This window comes from Stenotrophomonas sp. MYb238 (assembly GCF_009496535.1).
Lineage (GTDB): Bacteria > Pseudomonadota > Gammaproteobacteria > Xanthomonadales > Xanthomonadaceae > Stenotrophomonas.
On the sequence record NZ_WIDL01000003.1, the window covers coordinates 205,477 to 223,623 of the forward strand.

At 71.1% G+C, this 18,147-nt stretch carries 17 protein-coding genes and 1 tRNA gene; 10 read left to right on the forward strand and 8 right to left on the reverse strand.

Translation table 11 applies throughout. The features are described from left to right. Nucleotide 1: 1 nt before the first annotated feature. Nucleotides 2–1,309, forward strand: coding sequence for an McrC family protein (locus CQ393_RS03585; RefSeq protein WP_153190295.1), 1,308 nt, complete (start codon nt 2–4; stop codon nt 1,307–1,309). A 3-nt stretch (nt 1,310–1,312) separates the two neighbouring features. Here CQ393_RS03585 and CQ393_RS03590 read toward each other — a convergent pair whose 3' ends face one another. The 6 genes from CQ393_RS03590 to CQ393_RS03615 all read right to left on the reverse strand — a co-directional run bounded on the left by CQ393_RS03590 (nt 1,313) and on the right by CQ393_RS03615 (nt 7,230). Continuing rightward, complete coding sequence (locus tag CQ393_RS03590; protein WP_153190296.1) at nt 1,313–2,200, reverse strand: DMT family transporter; 888 nt, start codon at nt 2,198–2,200, stop codon at nt 1,313–1,315. A gap of 32 nt (nt 2,201–2,232) precedes the next feature. Further along, on the reverse strand, nt 2,233–3,273 hold the full coding sequence (gene murB / locus CQ393_RS03595; RefSeq protein ID WP_153190251.1) for a UDP-N-acetylmuramate dehydrogenase: 1,041 nt from the start codon (nt 3,271–3,273) through the stop codon (nt 2,233–2,235). After that, a complete protein-coding gene (locus tag CQ393_RS03600) occupies nt 3,270–4,325 on the reverse strand; it encodes a quinone-dependent dihydroorotate dehydrogenase (RefSeq protein ID WP_153190252.1) in 1,056 nt (351 codons plus the stop codon). Before CQ393_RS03600 ends, murB begins: the two co-directional genes overlap by 4 nt. Nucleotides 4,326–4,331: 6 nt before the next feature. Further along, entirely contained in the window at nt 4,332–5,099 is a 768-nt protein-coding gene (locus tag CQ393_RS03605; RefSeq protein ID WP_343199490.1) for a class I SAM-dependent methyltransferase, read from the reverse strand. A gap of 7 nt (nt 5,100–5,106) precedes the next feature. Then, entirely contained in the window at nt 5,107–5,394 is a 288-nt protein-coding gene (locus tag CQ393_RS03610) for a DUF4190 domain-containing protein (RefSeq protein ID WP_153190253.1), read from the reverse strand. Between the two features lie 303 nt (nt 5,395–5,697). Further along, the gene (locus tag CQ393_RS03615; RefSeq protein WP_153190254.1) at nt 5,698–7,230 is read right to left on the reverse strand and encodes an aldehyde dehydrogenase family protein; all 1,533 of its coding nucleotides are present in this window, start codon (nt 7,228–7,230) and stop codon (nt 5,698–5,700) included. A 151-nt stretch (nt 7,231–7,381) separates the two neighbouring features. Here CQ393_RS03615 and CQ393_RS03620 point away from each other — a divergent pair. From CQ393_RS03620 to thrC, 7 genes are all read left to right on the forward strand, one after another. Beyond that, nucleotides 7,382–7,458: transfer RNA gene (locus tag CQ393_RS03620), tRNA-Arg, on the forward strand. A gap of 75 nt (nt 7,459–7,533) precedes the next feature. Then, nucleotides 7,534–8,229: an AraC family transcriptional regulator gene (locus CQ393_RS03625; protein WP_153190255.1), complete on the forward strand. Its 696-nt coding sequence runs from the start codon at nt 7,534–7,536 to the stop codon at nt 8,227–8,229. An 82-nt stretch (nt 8,230–8,311) separates the two neighbouring features. Then, the gene (locus CQ393_RS03630) at nt 8,312–9,244 is read left to right on the forward strand and encodes a DMT family transporter (RefSeq protein WP_153190256.1); all 933 of its coding nucleotides are present in this window, start codon (nt 8,312–8,314) and stop codon (nt 9,242–9,244) included. Between the two features lie 279 nt (nt 9,245–9,523). Further along, on the forward strand, nt 9,524–9,658 hold the full coding sequence (locus CQ393_RS18340) for a hypothetical protein (protein WP_265588064.1): 135 nt from the start codon (nt 9,524–9,526) through the stop codon (nt 9,656–9,658). 88 nt (nt 9,659–9,746) lie between these two features. Continuing rightward, a complete protein-coding gene (thrA, locus tag CQ393_RS03635) occupies nt 9,747–12,251 on the forward strand; it encodes a bifunctional aspartate kinase/homoserine dehydrogenase I (RefSeq protein ID WP_153190257.1) in 2,505 nt (834 codons plus the stop codon). 11 nt (nt 12,252–12,262) lie between these two features. Then, nucleotides 12,263–13,213 (forward strand): homoserine kinase, encoded by a 951-nt coding sequence (locus CQ393_RS03640; RefSeq protein ID WP_153190298.1) that lies wholly within the window; start codon nt 12,263–12,265, stop codon nt 13,211–13,213. A 222-nt stretch (nt 13,214–13,435) separates the two neighbouring features. Further along, the gene (gene thrC / locus CQ393_RS03645; protein WP_153190258.1) at nt 13,436–14,734 is read left to right on the forward strand and encodes a threonine synthase; all 1,299 of its coding nucleotides are present in this window, start codon (nt 13,436–13,438) and stop codon (nt 14,732–14,734) included. A 132-nt stretch (nt 14,735–14,866) separates the two neighbouring features. Here the strand turns inward: thrC and CQ393_RS03650 are convergent, their stop codons facing one another. Next, the gene (locus CQ393_RS03650) at nt 14,867–15,313 is read right to left on the reverse strand and encodes a hypothetical protein (RefSeq protein WP_153190259.1); all 447 of its coding nucleotides are present in this window, start codon (nt 15,311–15,313) and stop codon (nt 14,867–14,869) included. A 90-nt stretch (nt 15,314–15,403) separates the two neighbouring features. Further along, nucleotides 15,404–16,162 carry a helix-turn-helix domain-containing protein gene (locus tag CQ393_RS03655; RefSeq protein ID WP_153190260.1) on the reverse strand — a complete coding sequence of 253 codons (759 nt, stop codon included), beginning with the start codon at nt 16,160–16,162 and terminating at the stop codon, nt 15,404–15,406. A 108-nt stretch (nt 16,163–16,270) separates the two neighbouring features. On the opposite strand from CQ393_RS03655, the gene hisS reads away from it, so the two are divergent. Next, on the forward strand, nt 16,271–17,677 hold the full coding sequence (gene hisS / locus CQ393_RS03660) for a histidine--tRNA ligase (RefSeq protein WP_343199491.1): 1,407 nt from the start codon (nt 16,271–16,273) through the stop codon (nt 17,675–17,677). Nucleotides 17,678–17,813: 136 nt separating this feature from the next. Continuing rightward, entirely contained in the window at nt 17,814–18,140 is a 327-nt protein-coding gene (locus CQ393_RS03665) for a YerC/YecD family TrpR-related protein (protein ID WP_153190262.1), read from the forward strand. Nucleotides 18,141–18,147 lie beyond the last annotated feature (7 nt).

Consider the following 18,147-nt stretch of genomic DNA (forward strand, 5'->3'; position numbering starts at 1 on the left):
GATGCCGGCCGGGGTCATCACCGCTCACGAATTCGACCGGCTGGTTGCCGGCGACGCGGCGACCGCGCTTGAGGCCGGCGTGCGCGCGGTGCCGGCATCGACGTATCGCTGGCTGGAGGCGCGATGCTTCGGCGGCGATGGCGACGCGCCCTGGATACGGCCGGCGCGCTGGCGCGGGCGCCCGGCGCTGCAACTGACCAGCCATGCCGGCATCGTGCAGGCCGCCGATGGTGTCCGGATCGAGGTGTTGCCCAAGGTCGGCAAAGCCATTGCCGGTGGCGATGCGTCGGCGCGGCGTCTGCTGGTGGCGATGCTGCGCTGCCTGCCGGGGTTCCGCCACGTGCGCGCCGGCAGCGCCGAACAACTGGCGCTGCGCATGCCGCTGCCGGAAGTGTTCATCGCCGGATTCCTCGATGGCGTACGGGGTATCGTCAAGCGCGGCCTGCGTAGCGATTACCGGCAATGCGTAGGCAACCTGCCGGCGCTGCGCGGCAAGCTGCTGCTGGGCGAGCAGCTGCGGCGCAATCGCCTGCACCCGGACCGCTTTTTCACCGCGCACGATGAATTTTCCAGCGACCGCGCCGAGAACCGCCTGCTGCATGCGGCGCTGCGCCGGGTGCTTGCGCAGAGCAGCTCGCGGGAAAACCAGCGGCTGGCGCGCGAGTTGGCCTTCGTGTTCGCCGAGGTGCCGCCCTCGACGGCGCCGGCCATGGATTTCGCGCGGGTGCAGCGCGACCGTGGCATGGCGCATTACGCCGATGCGCTGGCGTGGGCGCGGTTGATCCTCGAGGGCTGCTCTCCGTTGCCCAGCGGCGGTGCGCATGCCGCGCCCTCGTTGCTGTTCCCGATGGCCGCCTTGTTCGAGGCCTATGTCGCCAGGCACCTGCCTGCGCAACTGCCGGCGTTGCTGCACCTTGCCGTGCAGGCGCGCAGTGAGCACCTGGTGCGGCATGCGCAGGCGCAGTGGTTCCGGCTGCAACCGGACTTGTTGCTCAAGCAGGGGACGGCGGCGCGCATGGTGCTGGATACCAAATGGAAACTGCTCGATTCCCGCTCAGGCAGCGCTGCCCGCGGCTATGGCCTGGCTGAGGCGGATTTCTACCAGCTGCATGCCTATGGCCATGCCTATCTGCGTGGGGTGGGCGAGATGGCACTGGTCTATCCGATGACCGATGCCTTCGCCGCGCCACTGGAGTTCACCTTCCCGCACAACCCCGGCTTGCGCCTGTGGGCGTTGCCGTTCTGCCTGGAAAGTGCGCGCCTGCATCTGCCCGACGCGCTGCTGCCGCAATTGCTGCAGGCCGGCTGACGGCTATTCGTTGACCTTGGCAATGGTGCATGGGGCCTGCGAGGCGGCCCGGCGCGCCAGCACCGCCTCGCGATGGGCGATATAGGCATTGGCGGCGAGGATGATGGCCGCGCCCAGCAGGGTCCAGCGGTCCAGCGTCTCGCCGAACAGCAGCCAGCCCAGCAGCACCACCAGCGGCAGCTGGGTGAAGCTGATCGGAGTCAGCGCCGAGACTTCGCCCAGCCTGAGCGCGCGCGTCCACAGCAACTGGCCGACCGTGCCCAGCACGCCGGTGGCTACCAGCCACAGCCAGGCGATGCCGGTCGGCCAGGTCCACACGAACAGCGCCGGCACCAGCGACAGCGGTACCCAGAACACGTAGGTGTAGAGCACCACCGTATCCGGGCCGTCGACGCGGGTGAGCTGCTTGATCTGGATCGACACCAGTGCGCTGAGCATGGCCGCGGCCACCGCGATCAGGCTGCCGGCCTGGAAGCCGTGCGAGCCGGGCCGCACGATCACCAGCACGCCGATGAAGCCGGCGATCACCGCGGCCCAGCGGCGCGCGCGCACGGTCTCGCCCAGCCACAGCACCGCCGCGATGGTCACGAACAGCGGCGTGGAATAGGACAGCGAGATGGCCTGGGACAGCGGCAGGTGGCCCAGCGCCCAGAAGGCGCACAGCATTGAGGCCAGGCCGATCGCGCTGCGCACCAGGTAGCGCGGCAGTTGCCGGGTGCGCAGCGGCGCATGGCCCGGGCGCAGCAGCATCGGCAACAAGGCCAGCAGGCCGAAGGCGTTGCGGAAGAAGGCCACTTCCTGGGTCGGCACGTGGGCCGTGGCGTAGCGGATGGCGATGGCCATCAGGCCGAAGGCCATGGCGCTGCCGAACATCAGCAGCGCCGCGCGCAGGGGGGCAGGGGAGGCGGTGGCCGCGGCGGCGTTCACCAGCGCGCGCCGACCAGCCGCGGTTCGGGTTCGATCGGCACGCCGAAGGTTTCCAGCACCGAGGCGGAGATGCGGCGGGCGAAGGCCAGCAGTTCGGCGCCGCTGGCGTTGCCGTGGTTGACCAGCACCAGCGCATGGTCCGGCGACACGCCGGCATCGCCCTCGCGCCGGCCCTTCCAGCCGCAGGCCTGGATCATCCACGCCGCCGACAGCTTGCGGCTGCCGTCGCCGTCGCCGGGGAACACGGGCAGCTGCGGATGCTGCAGCGACAGCACCTCGGCCTGCTCGCGCGGCAGCATCGGGTTCTTGAAGAAACTGCCGGCGTTGCCGAGCACATCCGGGTCGGGCAGCTTGCGGCGGCGGATGGCGATGACCGCGTTGGCCACGTCGGTAGCCGCCGGCAGCTCCACGCCCATGGCCTGCAGTTCCTCGCGGATGCCGGCGTAGTCCAGGCGCAGTTCGTGCAGCAGCGGCAGGCGCAGCTGCACCGCGGTGATCAGGTAGCGGTCCGGCTCGTGCTTGAACAGGCTGTCGCGGTAGCCGAAGCGGCAGGCCGCCTGGTCCAGTTGCACCCATTCGCGCTGCACCGTGTCCCAGGCCTCGACGGCCTGGATGAATTCGCCGACCTGGGCACCGTAGGCGCCGATGTTCTGGATCGGTGCGGCGCCGACGGTACCGGGGATCAGCGCCAGGTTCTCCAGCCCGGACAGGCCCTGGGCCAGCGACCACATCACCAGCTCGTGCCAGACCACGCCGGCGCCGGCGCGGACCACGGCATGGTCGGCGCGGTGCTCGAGGATGTCGATCTCGCGGTTGTCGAAGCACAGCACGGTGCCTTCCGGATCGGCGGCGAGCAGCACGTTGCTGCCGCTGCCCAGCACCAGCAGCGGCGACGGCGCCACCGCGGCCAGCGCCTCGGGCAGCGCGGCCGCATCGCTCACGCGCAGCAGGCGCGGCGCGCGGGCGGCGACGTGGAAGGTGTTGAGGGAATGCAGCGGGGCGTTTTCGGTCAGCGACCAGGGTGCAGCGGTTGTCATAGCGGAGCGACGGCGCCTCGGGACGGGGCCTCGCGGCGGCGGCGGATGGCGTCCACGCATTCCCCAATCAGCGCCGGGCCGCGGAAGATCAGACCGCTGTAGCACTGCACCAGGGTCGCGCCGGCGGACATCTTCGCCACCGCGTCGGCGCCGGACTGGATGCCGCCCACGCCGATCAGCGGGATGCGTTCGGGCAGGCGCGCGCGCAGACGGCGCAGCACCAGGGTGGACTGGCCCAGCAATGGCGCGCCGGACAGGCCGCCGGTCTCGGCGGCGCGCGGGTCGCGCTCGACGCCCTCGCGGCCGACGGTGGTGTTGGTGGCGATCACGCCGTCCACTTCCAGCTCGCCCAGCACGCGCGCGGCCGCCTCGATGTCGCGGTCGCTCAGGTCGGGGGCGACCTTGACCAGCATCGGCACGCGCCGACCATGCTGGGCGGCCAGGCGTTCCTGCGCCTCGCGCAGGCCGCCGACCAGCCGCCGCAGCGCCTGCTCTTCCTGCAGTTCGCGCAGGCCGGCGGTGTTGGGCGAGGAGATGTTGACGGTGATGTAGTCGGCCAGCGGGTACACCTTCTCCATGCAGGCCAGGTAGTCGGACAGCGCGTCCTCGTTGGGCGTGTCCTTGTTCTTGCCGATGTTGATGCCCAGCGGGCCGGTGCGCTGGCGGCTGCGCTCGACGTTGCGCACCAGCGCGTCGACGCCGGCGTTGTTGAAGCCCATGCGGTTGATGATGGCCGCGTGCCGCGGCAGCCGGAACAGGCGCGGCTTCGGGTTGCCGGCCTGCGGGCGCGGAGTGACGGTGCCGATCTCGACGAAACCGAAGCCCAGGCCGAACAGCGCGTCGATGTGCTCGCCGTTCTTGTCCAGCCCCGCCGCCAGCCCGACCGGGTTGGGGAAGTCCAGGCCGAACGCCGCGGTCGGCATCGGCGCCGGCCGCGCCGCGATCAGCGGCGTGGTGCCGGTGCGCCAGGCCAGTTCCAGCGCGGACAGCGTCAGGCCATGGGCGCGTTCGGCGTCGAGTGCGAACAGGAAGGGGCGGGCAAGCGGGTACATGCTGTTTCAGTCCAGCGTGCCGATGAAGGCACGGGTTCGGTATTCGAAGGCGACCCGTCCGTCCACCGCATGGGCGTCGAACAGGGCGCGCAGGGCCTCCAGCATCGGCGCATGCCGCCGATCGCCGGCCTGCGGCGCATAGGAGGAGGAAAGGAGGCGGCCGCGCAGGCCGTCGAAGTCCAGGTGCTGCGTATTCGGCAGCTGGACCATGCCGCGCAGGCCGTAACCGAACCAGGCGCGCATCGTCGCGTCGTCCTGGTAGCGCTCGGCCACCGCGTTGTAATCGGTGCCGTAGTCCTGCAGCAGCTGTTCGTAGCCGGACAGGAACGGCGAGACATCGAGCAGGCGCGAGTTCCAGTACACCAGCGCCATGCCGCCCGGCTGCAGGATGCGCCGCCATTCCGGCCGCACCGCGTCGGTGTCGAACCAGTGGAAGGCCTGGGCGACGCTGATCAGGCCGATGCTGGCATCGGCCAGCGTGGTGGCTTCGGCGGTGCCGGCGGCGAAACTCAGCTGCGGGTGGTCGTGCGCCAGCCAGCGCTCGGCGGCCTGGCGCATCGCGGCGTTGGGTTCGACCGCGACCACCGGATGCCCGGCGTCGAGGAACATACGGGTGGAAATGCCGGTGCCAGCGCCGATGTCGGCTACCGGGGTGGTGGCCGGCACGCCGATGTCGTGATGCAACCAGTGCAGCAGCGCCGGCGGGTAGCCGGGGCGGTAGCGTACGTAGTCCGCCACCCGGTTGCTGAAACGTTCGGTCGGATCGGTGTGCACGCCGGTCTCAGGAGTTCAGCGCGGCCAGCCAGGCCAGACCGCCGAAGAACAGGACGAAGGCGAGGATGCAGAGCACCCACATCGCCACCGACACCCAGCCCAGCACCAGGCCGGTGATGGCCAGGCCGTCGCCGTCGAGCTGGCCGTTGCTGCGGCGGATCTGGCCGCGCGCCATGTGGCCGAAGATGATGCCGCCGATGCTGCCCAGGAACGGCAGCAGGGTCCAGCCGAGGATGCCGGCGACCAGGGCGATCACGGCATAGTTGCTGGTCTGTCGTGGTGCGGGGATGCTCATCGTGGGACTCCGTCGTGGGTGGAGAGGATCTCTCCCCGTGGGGCGGGAGGGCGCGGCCTGCGCGCCATGGGCGCGCGTGCCTTGGAGTGCCCACGCCAGCGCGGCGTGGGCCGGAGCGCGGGTGGGGAGAGGGAAGGGAGCGAAGCCCGGCGGTATTCACCGCGCCCGGCTTCACCCTTGCCTTCATCCGCCCCTGCGGGACGCCTTCATCCGGCACATCCCTGTGCCTCCCCTTCGGGCGGCTTCGCCGTGCGACGCGGCGGTCCTGCCGCGTCGCCATCCCGGAGGGGAAAGGGAAAGCCGTTACAGGTCGAACTTGATGCCCTGGGCCAGCGGCAGCGAATCGGAGTAGTTGATGGTGTTGGTCTGGCGGCGCATGTAGACCTTCCACGCGTCCGAACCGGACTCGCGGCCGCCGCCGGTTTCCTTCTCGCCGCCGAACGCACCGCCGATCTCGGCGCCGGAGGTGCCGATGTTGACGTTGGCGATGCCGCAGTCGCTGCCGGCGGCCGACAGGAACTTCTCGGCCGACTTCAGGTTGGTGGTGAAGATCGACGAGGACAGGCCCTGCGGCACGCCGTTCTGCATGTCGATGGCTTCGTCCAGGGTCGTGTACTTCATCACGTACAGGATCGGCGCGAAGGTCTCGTGCTGCACGATTTCATCGGTGTTCTTCAGCCCGGTGACGATCGCCGGCAGCACGAAGTTGCCCGGACGGTCGATGGCGGTGCCGCCGGTCTCGATGGTGCCGCCGGCGGCCTTGGCCTTCTCGATCGAGGCCAGGAACTGCTGCACCGCCTCGGGGCTGTTCAGCGGGCCCATCAGGTTGGCCGGATCGGTCGGGTCGCCGATCTTGCCTTCGACCTGCTTGTAGGCCTTGACCAGGGTGGCCAGCACGTTGTCGTAGATCGATTCGTGCACGATCAGGCGGCGGGTGGTGGTGCAGCGCTGGCCGGCGGTGCCGACGGCGCCGAACACGATGCCCGGCACGGCCAGCTTCTGGTCGGCGGTCTCGTCCAGGATGATGGCGTTGTTGCCGCCCAGCTCCAGCAGGCAGCGGCCCAGGCGGCGGGCGACGCGCTCGTTGACGACGCGGCCGATCTGGGTCGAGCCGGTGAAGGAGATCAGCGGCACGCGCTTGTCGTCGACCAGCTTTTCCGACAGTGCGGTGCCGGCGTCGTTGATCAGGAAGAAGATGTCCGGGAAGCCGCCTTCCTTCAGCGCCTCGTTGCAGATCTTCATCGTGGCGATGGCGGTGAGCGGGGTCTTGTTGGACGGCTTCCAGATGCACACGTCGCCGCAGATCGCGGCCAGGAACGCGTTCCAGCTCCACACCGCGACCGGGAAGTTGAAGGCCGAGATGATGCCGACCAGACCCAGCGGGTGGTACTGCTCGTACATGCGGTGGCCGGGGCGCTCGGAGTGCATGGTGTAGCCGTACAGCATGCGGCTCTGGCCCAGCGCGAAGTCGGCGATGTCGATCATCTCCTGCACTTCGCCGTCGCCTTCGGGCTTGGACTTGCCCATCTCCAGCGCGACCAGCGAGCCCAGCGCGTCCTTGTGCCGGCGCAGCGCCTCGCCGCACAGGCGCACGGCTTCGCCGCGGCGCGGTGCCGGCGTGGTGCGCCACACCTTGTAGGCTTCCTGGGCGCGGGCGACGATGGTTTCGTAATCGGCCTCGGTGGTGGCCTGGACCTCGGCGATCACCTCGCCGGTGGTCGGGTTCTTCGGCTTGAGCACGCCCGCGCCGGTGGCGGCGGACCACTGCCCATTGCCCATATAGGTGCCAGCGTTGGAAGCGTCGAGGCCGAGCGCCTTGAGCATTTCGAAGGACATGAAATCTCCTGATTGCTTTGCGTTGGGGGGCGCAGCCGCTGGCAGCGGTGGGGTGCGGCATGCAGAAGCGCGATTTTAGCAGAGCCGGCGCCGCTTCTCGGCACCGGTGGCTGCCCGACGGTGCGGCGGCATGTCACAATACGCGTCCGCAGGCCCCGTAGCTCAGCTGGATAGAGCGGTCCCCTCCTAAGGGACAGGTCGCACGTTCGAATCGTGTCGGGGCCGCCATCCTTCGTCGCTGCGAATCTCCGTCCCGCGGCGCCCCGGTTGCGGGGCCGGCCGCCTCCTGCGCAGGCTGCCTCCATGTCCGCCAGCACCCCCCATCTGCGCCGTTATCTCGGGCCCACCGGGCTGGAGTGCCACGACTACGCGCAATGGGTGCTGCCGGTGCGCGGCGAGCTGCAGTTCGAAGTGGGCGGCGCCGGCGGCCACCTGGACCGGTTGCAGGGCGCGTTCGTCGCGCCCGGCCAGACCCACGACTTGGAGGCGCTGGGCGAGCACTGCTGCCTGATCGTCGATTGCCCGGCAGGCGTGCTCGACGACGACACCCTGGACCATCTGTACCGCAGGCCCTGGCTGGCTGTGCCGGCGGACATGCGCCGGCGCCTGCAGGGACTGCCGGGCAACGGCCTGGAGGCCGATCCGCTGCCGCGCCTGCTGCGGCATTTCGCGCCGGCGGGCAGCGGCGCGCGATTGCAGGCGCTGTGCATGGCCGTGGCCTCGGCGCCGGGCCTGGACTGGTCGGTGGCGCGCATGGCGGCCGTGGCCGGCGTCAGTGGCAGCCGCCTGCACGCGCTGTTCGCGCGCGAGTTCGGTCTTGCGCCGCAGGCCTGGGTGAGCGCCGCGCGCCTGCGCTGGGCCAAGCGGCAACTGCTGGGCAGCGACGCCAGCATCAGCGACATCGCCCAGCGCGCCGGATATTCGGAGCAGAGCGCCTTCACCCGGGCGCTGCGCCGGGAGAGCGGGCGCACGCCGCGGCAGTGGCGGGCGGGGCAGTAGCCTGGGTCAAGACGCTGCGCCGGGGCGGCGCCTACACTGCGCGCCCTTCTCCACGGCAGGTGCGGCAGGCGTGAGTCGTTCGATGAGTGTCGGGATCGCCAACGGCGTGGCCTCCGGGGCGCTGTGGGGCGTGGTGTTCCTGGCCCCGGCCATGCTGGCCGGATTCGCGCCGTTGCAGCTGGCGGCCGCGCGCTACCTGGTCTACGGCGCCATCGCGCTGGTGCTGCTGGTGCCGCGCTGGCCGGCGCTGCGTTCGCGCATCGGCCGCGCCGAATGGGGCGCGCTGGCCTGGCTCAGCCTGCTCGGCAACCTGCTCTATTACGTGCTGCTGTCCATTTCGGTGCAGTGGAGCGGCGGCGCCGCGGCGTCGCTGATCGTCGGCATGGTGCCGGTGCTGGTGGCGGTCACCGCCTCGCGCGAGCCGGGCGCGGTGCCATTGTCGAAGCTGGCGCCGGCACTGGCCCTGTGCGTGGCCGGCGTGGTGCTGATGGGATGGGCGGCGATGGCGTCCTCGCATGTGCACACCGGCGCCGGGCAGCGCCTGGTCGGCCTGCTGTGCGCGGTCGGTGCGCTGCTGTCGTGGACGGTGTACTCGGTGGGCAATACGCGCTGGCTGGCGCGCTGCCCGGAGGTATCCGGGCACGACTGGTCGCTGCTGACCGGCGTGGCCACCGGCGCCCTGGCGCTGCTGCTGGCGCCGGTCGCGTTCGCCTGCGGCGGGGAGGGGCGCCCGGCGGCCGCGTGGGGGCAGTTCTGGCTGATCGCCGCGGCGGTGGCGGTGCTGGCCTCGATCCTTGGCAATGCCTGCTGGAACCGCGCCAGCCGGGCGCTGCCGCTCACCCTGGGCGGGCAGATGATCGTGTTCGAGACGCTGTTCGGCCTGCTCTACGGCTTCCTCTGGCAGCAGCGCTGGCCGCTGCCGCTGGAACTGCTGGCCGCGGGCTGCCTGCTCGCCGGCGTGGTACTGAGCGCGGCCGCGCACCGGCCCGCTGCCGAGGCGGTCGCTCCCCACTGATCGCCGCTTTCCGGCACGCGTTCCGCGCAGTTCTTTCCTGTTCCGCCATTTGCCGGTCCTGCGCCTCGGACTGTTCGCGGCGTATCGAAGGGCTGCTGTCTGCGTCGCTTGCAGGCATGCGAAATGGCGTTTTCGCTGATGCTTGCGCGATAGATGGGCGATGATGGGCGTTGATGACATTTGCAACCGATGCCGGCAGGTTCGCCGACGATGGCCGCAGGTGATCTTTTGCGTTGCAACACTTGACAGCGCATTCACCGCTGGTGTCCTCTTGACCGCATGAACACGCCGTCGTCTCTCTTCGCCATCGCCCCGCCGCCTGCAGGCGCGCTGCCGGGCATCGGCGCGCGCGTGTCCATTACCACCACCATTACCGTCACCACTCGCCCGGTGCGGCCCGTCGTCTTCGCGTAGTTTCCGAAAACCACGGCCCCGCACCCGGATCAGGATGCGGGGGCTCCCATCCTGATGCGTGTCGGGGCCTCCAGCCGAGGTTCATCCGATGTCGCCAGTTGCCGCTTCACCCCTCGCTCCCGCCGCGGACGCCGCCGTCCGTACCGTCGTCCACAAGTTCGGCGGCACCTCGGTGGCCGATGCCGACCGCTACCGCCACGTGGCGCAGCTGCTGCTGGCGCGCGAGGAGGACGTGCAGGTCACCGTGGTCTCGGCGATGAAGGGCGTGACCGATGCGCTGATCGACCTGGCCCGCCTGGCCGCCGCCGCCGATGCGGCCTGGGACGAGCGCTGGCACGAACTGCGCGCCCGCCACCGCGCGGCGGCGGTGGCGCTGCTGGCCGAGAACGCCGGCCCGACCATCGAGTGGCTGGACGCGCGCTTCAACCGCCTGCGCGAGATCCTCGCCGCGCTGGCGGTCATCGGCGAACTGCCGCGGGAAGTGCTGGACCGCGTGCAGGGCCTGGGCGAGGTGTTCTCCGCGCACCTGCTCGGCCACCACCTGCAGGCGCTGGGCGAGGACGCCGACGTGCTGGACGCGCGCGAGGTGCTGGTGGTCGACCACGGCGAACTCGGCGTGGACGTGGACTGGAAGGCCAGCGCGGCCAAGCTGGCGCTGTGGCGGCAGTCGCATCCGGCGCGGCGGCTGGTGGTGACCGGCTTCGTGGCCCGCGACCGCAAGGGCAACATCACCACCCTCGGCCGCAACGGCAGCGATTTTTCCGGCGCGATCTTCGCCGCGCTGTTCGCCGCCGACGAACTGCACATCTGGACCGACGTGGACGGCGTGCTCTCGGCCGATCCGCGCGTGGTGCCCGAGGCGGTGCAGCTGGAGGCGCTCAGCTACGACGAGGCCTGCGAACTGGCCTATTTCGGCGCCAAGGTGGTGCACCCGCAGACCATGTCGCCGGCGATCGAACGCGGCCTGCCGATCATCATCCGCAACACCTTCCAGCCGCAGCACCCCGGCACCCGCATCACCGCGGCCAGCGCCGGCAGCGGGCCGATCAAGGGGCTGACGCTCAGCCCGGAGCTGGCGGTGCTGAACGTCGAGGGCACCGGCCTGATCGGCGTGCCGGGCACCGCCGAGCGCGTGTTCGCGGCGCTGCGCAACGCGCACGTGTCGGTGGTGATGATCTCGCAGGGATCGTCCGAGCATTCGATCTGCTGCGTGGTGCGCCAGGCCGAGGCGGCGCACGCGCGCGATGCGCTGGTGCAGGCGTTCTCGCACGAGCTGGCCGCCGGCCAGGTGCAGCGCGTGCAGCTGACCGAGGGCGTGAGCGTGCTGGCCGCGGTGGGCGACGGCATGGCCGGCCAGCCGGGCGTGGCCGCGCGCCTGTTCGAGGCGCTGGGGCGGGCGCAGGTCAACATCCTGGCCATCGCGCAGGGCTCGTCCGAACGCAACATCTCGGTGGCCATCGACACCCGCGACGCCACCAAGGCGCTGCGCGCCGCGCATGCCGGGTTCTGGCTGTCGCCGCAGACCTTCTCGGTCGGCGTGATCGGCCCGGGCAACGTCGGCGCCGCGCTGCTGGAACAACTGCGCATCGCCCAGCCGCAGCTGCTGGCGCGGGCACGGCTGGACCTGCGCCTGCGCGCGGTGCTGTCGCGCAACCGCATGCTGCTGGAGACGCGCGGCATGCAGGGCGACTGGAAGGCCGCGTTCGAGGCCGCCGCGCAGCCGGCCGACCTGGACCGCTTCACCGAGCACCTGCTGTCCGCGCGCCTGCCGCATACCTTGATCATCGACTGCAGCGGCAGCCCGGACGTGGCCGACCGCTATGCGGACTGGCTCGCCGCCGGCATCCATGTGGTCACGCCCAACAAGCAGGCCGGCTCCGGGCCGCTGGCGCGCTACCAGGCCATCGGCGAGGCCGCCGCCGCCACCGGCGCGCGCTTCCGCTACGAGGCCACGGTGGGTGCCGGGCTGCCGGTCATCACCACGCTGCGCGACCTGGTCGATACCGGCGACGAGGTCACCGCGATCGCCGGCATCTTCTCCGGCACGCTGGCGTGGCTGTTCAACAAGTACGACGGCAGCGCGCCGTTCTCGCAGCTGGTCGCGCAGGCGCGGGCGATGGGCTACACCGAACCGGACCCGCGCGACGACCTGTCCGGCGTGGACGTGGCGCGCAAGCTGGTGATCCTGGCGCGCGAGGCCGGCCATGCGCTCAGCCTGGAGGACGTGGCGATCGAAGGCCTGGTGCCCGAGGCGCTGCAGCAGGGCAGCGTGGACGACTTCATGGCGCGCCTGCACGAGGTCGATGCCGGTTTCGGCCAGCGCCTGGCCGACGCGCGCGCGCGCGGCAACGTGCTGCGCTATGTCGCGCGCTTCGAGCCGGGGCAGCGGCCCACGGTCGGCCTGGTCGAACTGCCCGGCGACCACGCCTTCGCCAACCTGCGCCTGACCGACAACGTGGTGCAGTTCACCACCCGCCGCTACTGCGACAATCCGCTGGTGGTGCAGGGGCCGGGCGCCGGCCCGGAAGTGACGGCCGCCGGCGTGTTCGCCGACGTGCTGCGGGTGGCCGCGGGGGAGGGAGCGCGACTGTGAGCGGGCAGGCAATGCAGCAGGGTGGCGGGCGGCGCGAGGCGCGTGCCTTCGCGCCGGCGTCGGTGGCGAACGTGGCGGTCGGGTTCGATCTGCTCGGCTACGCCGTGGCCGGCGTCGGCGATACGGTGACGGTGCGGCGCATCGAGGCGCCCGACATCGATGAGCCGGGTGTGCGCATCGCGGCGATCCGCGGCACCACCGCGGAACTGCCGAAGGAGGCGGCCGGCAACACCGCCGGCGCGGCGCTGATCGCGCTGCGCCAGGCGCTGGCGCTGCCGTTCGGCTTCGAGATCGAGATCGACAAGGGCATACCGCTCAGCTCCGGCATGGGCGGCTCGGCCGCCTCGTGCGTGGCCGCACTGGTCGCGGCCAATGCCCTGCTGGATGCGCCATTGAGCCGCGAGGAGCTTTACCTGCATTCGCTGGAAGGCGAGGCGGTGGCCAGCGGCAGCCGCCATGGCGACAACCTCGGGCCGATGTTCCTCGGCGGGCTGGTGCTGTCCACGCTGGAGCGGCTGGTGCCGGTGCCCGTGTCCGGGCAGTGGCACAGCCTGCTGGTGCACCCGGACGCGCTGCTGGAAACCCGCCGCGCCCGCGCCGCCCTGCAGGGCAGCTACGAACTGAAGGAGTTCGTCGCGCAGAGCACCCACCTGGCGCTGGTGCTGGCCGGCTGCCATGCCGGCGATGCCGGGCTGGTGCGCGCCGGCCTGCGCGATGTGCTGGTCGAACCGCGCCGCGCGCCGCTGATCGGTGGCTTCGACGCCGCCAAGCAGGCTGCGCTGGATGCCGGTGCGATGGGCGCGAGCATTTCCGGCGCCGGGCCCAGCGTGTTCGCGTGGTTCGAGACGCGCGAAGCGGCGGAGGCCGCGGCGCCGAAGGTGCAAGCTGCTTTCGCCGCCGCGGGCTTCGGCAGCCAGAGCTGGGTCACCGCGCTGGACAGCCCGGGCGCGCACTTGCTTTGAAGACCTGAAGCCCCTCTCCCATCGGGAGAGGGGTGAGGGTACGGGCGGAGCCGCGTGCAGCGCGGTACTGCAAGGTTTCGTCCGTACTTTCATCCGCCCCTTCCGAGCACCTTGTACTTCCCGCTTCGGGCGGATTCCGGCGATCCTGCCGGGCCATCTCCCGGAGGGAGAAGGACAGAACACGGTGCCCCGCAAAAACAGTCCCATCCGGAACCCTTCGCCATGCACTTCATCTCCACCCGCAACACCGCCCCCGCCGCCACGCTCAGCCAGGCCATCGCCGCCGGCCTCGCACCCGACGGCGGCCTGTATGTGCCGCAGCAGATGCCGCCGGCCCGCGCCCTGCAGGCGGGCGACGCGCTGGCCGATACCGCGGCGACGCTGCTGCAGCCGTTCTTCGCCGGCGACGGCCTGGAAGCGGAACTGCCGCGGATCTGCGCCGAAGCCTTCGACTTCCCCGCGCCGCTGCGGCGCCTGGCCACCCGCAACGACCACGTGCTGGAGCTGTTCCATGGCCCGACGGCGGCGTTCAAGGATTTCGGCGCGCGTTTCCTCGCCGCCAGCCTGTCGCGGCTGCGCGCGGGGCAGGAGCGCCCGTTGACGATTGTGGTGGCGACTTCCGGCGACACCGGCGCGGCCGTGGCCGCCGCCTTCCACAACCAGCCCAACCTGGAGGTGGTGGTGCTGTACCCGGATGGGCGCGTGTCGCCGCGGCAGGCGCACCAGCTGGGCTGCCTGGGCGGCAACATCCGCGCGCTGCGCGTGGCCGGTTCGTTCGACGACTGCCAGGCCATGGTCAAGCAGGCATTGAACGATACCGGCCTGCAGGCGCAGGTGCCGTTGAGTTCGGCCAACAGCATCAGCCTCGGCCGCCTGCTGCCGCAGATGAGCTACTACGCGCACGCGGCGCTGACCCACCATGCCGCGCACGGCTCGCTGCTGAACCTCGTCGTTCCCACCGGCAATCTCGGCAACGCGATGGCGGCGGTCATGGCGCGCGCGCTCGGCGTGCCGCTGGGGCGGATCGTGCTGGCCACGAACGCCAACCGCGTATTGCCGGACTATTTCGCCGGCGGCCAGTACCAGGCCCGCACCAGCGTGGCCACGCTCGCCAACGCGATGGACGTGGGCGCCCCCAGCAACTTCGAGCGGCTGCGCTGGCTGCATGCCGGCGACGACGCGGTGCTGCGCGCGCAGTTCCTCTCGCGTGCGGTGGACGACGACGCCATCCGCGACACCATCGCCACGCGCCACCAGCGGCACGGCGAAGTGTTCTGCCCGCACACCGCCACCGCGGTACGGGTGCTGGAGCAGCTCCGCGCCAGCGGCGAGGCCGCCGCGCACGAGCACTGGGCGGTGGCGGCGACCGCCCACCCGGCCAAGTTCGAGACGGTGGTCGAGCCGCTGATCGGCCGCGAGGTACCGGTGCCGCCGGCGCTGGCGGAACTGCTGCGGCGCCCGGCCCATGCCGAGCCGTGCGCGCCGGAGTACGCGGCGCTGCGCGACACCCTGCTGGGCTGAGCGCCGCGGCCGCGTTGTCCACAGCGGATGTGGAACGCGGCGAGGAAAGCCTGTGGACAAGTACCCGCCGGGCCAGTGCCGGCGGGCGTCGGCGCCGGTCTGGTCAAAACGGCGCCAGGCCGGCGTCCGCGGCTAGGCGGTGCGTGGGCGGGGTAGGTCGCCGGAGCGGTCGCGCCTGTTGCCGCGCCCGGACAGGCTGAGCAGCCAGGTCGCCACCGGCAGTGCGGCCAGCATCAGCAGCCAGCCCGCGACGATGAAGCCGCTGGCCGAGAACATCGGCAGGCCCGCCGCGGCGGTAAAGGCGGTGGCGAACACCAGGGTCGCCAGCGCGCAATGGAAGCGGAGCCGGTCGCGTCCCAGCCGCCGCAGCAGCCAGGCGGCGGGCAGGGCGAGCAGCAGGTTGATCGCGAAGTCCTGCAGCAGCGTCGCGCCATACCAGGCGGTGCCGGACAGCCCGGCCTGCGCGAGCCGCACCGGAACCGTGTTGTGCGCGGCGATCAGCGGCCAGGCGTAGAGGACCAGCAGCACGAAACCGATGCCGATGGCGATGGAGAGCAGTGCGGCGATGGCGCGCGACATGAGGCCTCCCGGGTCTGCCGCCGGCGGTGTCGCGGCGGTCGTGGCCAGCTTGCAGGGCCGGTACGGGAGAGTCAAACGCAGGGCCGGCGCTCAGCCCAGGTCGTCGTTGGCCAGCTTCTGCAGGCCGGCGAAGTCGAGGATCTCGACCACGTTCAGGTGCGGCAGCGCGATCAGGCCCTGCTGGCGCAGCTTGGTGAAGGTGCGGCTGACCGTTTCCATGGTCAGGCCGAGGTGGTCGGCGATGTCGCCGCGGCCCATCGGCAGTGCCACGCGGTTGCCGACCTGGCCCTGCATCGCCTCGCGCGCGGCCAGGCGCAGCAGGAAATCGGCCAGCCGTTCCGGCGGCTGCAGCCGCGCCAGCGCCAGGGCGTTGTCCTGGGCCGCATCCAGTTCCTGGCAGGCGCGCTGCAGCAGCTTGCGTTCCAGGTGCGGGAAGCGCTGGCGCAGGTCGCGCATCTGCGAGGTCGACACGCGGCATACGCGACTCTCGGCGATGGCCTCGATGTCGTAGCGGTGGTGGTCGCTGCCGCTCAGGCCCACGTAATCGCCGGGCAGCACGAAGCCGTTGACCTGGCGGCGGCCGTCGGACAGCGTGCGCACCAGCCGCAGCGCGCCTTCGGTCACGGTGAACACATGCGCGCGCGGCTCGCCGCTGCGGGCCAGGGTGGTTCCCATCGGTACCGGCATGGACAGGGTGATCTGCTCCAGCGCCTGCACTTCGTCGCAGGACAGCGCCGAGCACACCGACAGGTGCCGCACCGAACACTGCAGGCACTCGCGCGCGCCGCTTCCCTCGGAAACGGTCGGCAATGCGGAGGTTGGCTCGGAACCGGGGACGGGCCGGGTCATGGCTTCGGGGCGGGGGACGTGCGCGCATGATACTTCATGCGGTCGGCCGGGCGGCGTGGCGCTAGAATTGGCGTCCGCTCACCCCCACCGTTTGCAGGAGTTTCGCCCGTGATCAAGCCCCGTACCCCGCCCGGCATCATGGAATTGCTGCCGCGCGAGCAGATTGCGTTCCAGCGCATGCTGGACGTCATCCGCCGCAACTACGAGCGCTTCGGGTTCCTGCCGGTGGAGACCCCGGTGTTCGAGCTGTCCGACGTGCTGCTGACCAAGTCCGGCGGCGAGACCGAGCGGCAGGTGTATTTCGTGCAGTCCACCGGCGCGCTGGCCAATGCCGCCGAGTCGGGCGAGAAAGGGCTGCCGGAAATGGCGCTGCGCTTCGACCTGACCGTGCCGCTGGCGCGCTACGTGGCCGAGCACGAGCACGAGCTGACCTTCCCGTTCCGCCGCTACCAGATGCAGCGCGTCTACCGCGGCGAGCGCGCCCAGCGCGGCCGCTTCCGCGAGTTCTACCAGTGCGACGTGGACGTGATCGGCAAGGACGCGCTGAGCATCCGCTACGACGCCGAGGTGCTGGCGGTGATCCACGCGGTGTTCTCCGAGCTGCGCATCGGCCGCTTCGCGGTGCAGCTGAACAACCGCAAGCTGATGCGCGGTTTCTTCGAGGCGCAGGGCGTGTCCGACCCGCAGCAGCAGGCGCTGGTGCTGCGCGAGGTCGACAAGCTCGACAAGCGCGGCGCCGATTACGTGCGCCAGACCCTGGTCGGCCCCGACTTCGGCCTGCCGGCCGCGGCGGTGGAGCGCATCCTCGCCTTCGTCGAGGTGCGTTCGCAGTCGCACGCCGACGCGCTGGCGAAGATCGACGCGGTGCTGGCCGACGCCGGCGCCGCCGCCAGCGAATCGCTGCGCACCGGCGCCGCCGAACTGCGCGAGGTGCTGGAACTGGTCAGGGCGCTGGGCGTGCCGGAAAGCGCGTACTGCCTGAACTTCTCCATCGCCCGCGGCCTGGACTACTACACCGGCACCGTCTACGAGACCACGCTGCTGGACCACCCGCAGATCGGCTCGATCTGCTCGGGCGGCCGCTACGAGGACCTGGCCAGCCACTACACCAAGAGCCGGCTGCCGGGCGTGGGCATCTCCATCGGCCTGACCCGCCTGTTCTGGCAGCTGCGCGAGGCCGGCCTGATCGACGGCATCGCCGAGAGCAGCGTGCAGGCGATGGTGGCGCTGATGGACGAGGAGGCGATGCCGCACTCGCTGGACATCGCCCGCCGCCTGCGCGCCGGCGGCATCAACACCGAAGTGCAGATGGAGCCGAAGAAGGTCGGCAAGCAGTTCCAGTACGCGGCCAAGGCCGGCATCCGCTTCGTGGTGCTGGCCGGCGAGGACGAACTGGCGCGCGGGGTGGTCGCGGTCAAGGACCTGCTGCGCGAGCAGCAGTTCGAGGTCGCCCGCGACGAACTGGCGTCCACCCTGCGGGTGGAGCTGGAGCAGGCCCGCGCCATGGCGCGCTGAGCGCCTGGTGCCGCCGCTACGGAAGGCCCCGCATCGCGGGGCCTTTTCTTTTGTCCGGATGGCGGCCGCGGGCCGGATGTTTGACCGGGCTGTCCGGTTTGGATTAATGTGCTAGCACGCTATTACATTGGTACGTATGAAGACCCGCCCCGACTCCGACCGCGAAAAGGCTTCCGACGCATCCCTCAAGGCATTGGCGCGCGCGTTCGCCGCGCTGGAACGGCCGCAGGACGTGCAGGCCTTCCTGCGCGACCTGTGCACCCCGGCCGAGCTGGAGGCCATGGCCGACCGCTGGCGGGTGGTGCCGCTGCTGCGCAAGGGCGTGCCGTACCGCGAGATCCACGACCTGACCGGGGTGAGCGTGACCACCATCGGCCGGGTCGCGCGCTCGCTCGAGCATGGCGCCGGCGGTTACGCCGTCGCCATCGCGCGCCTGTCCGCGCGCAAGACCGAATCCAACTGAGACAAGA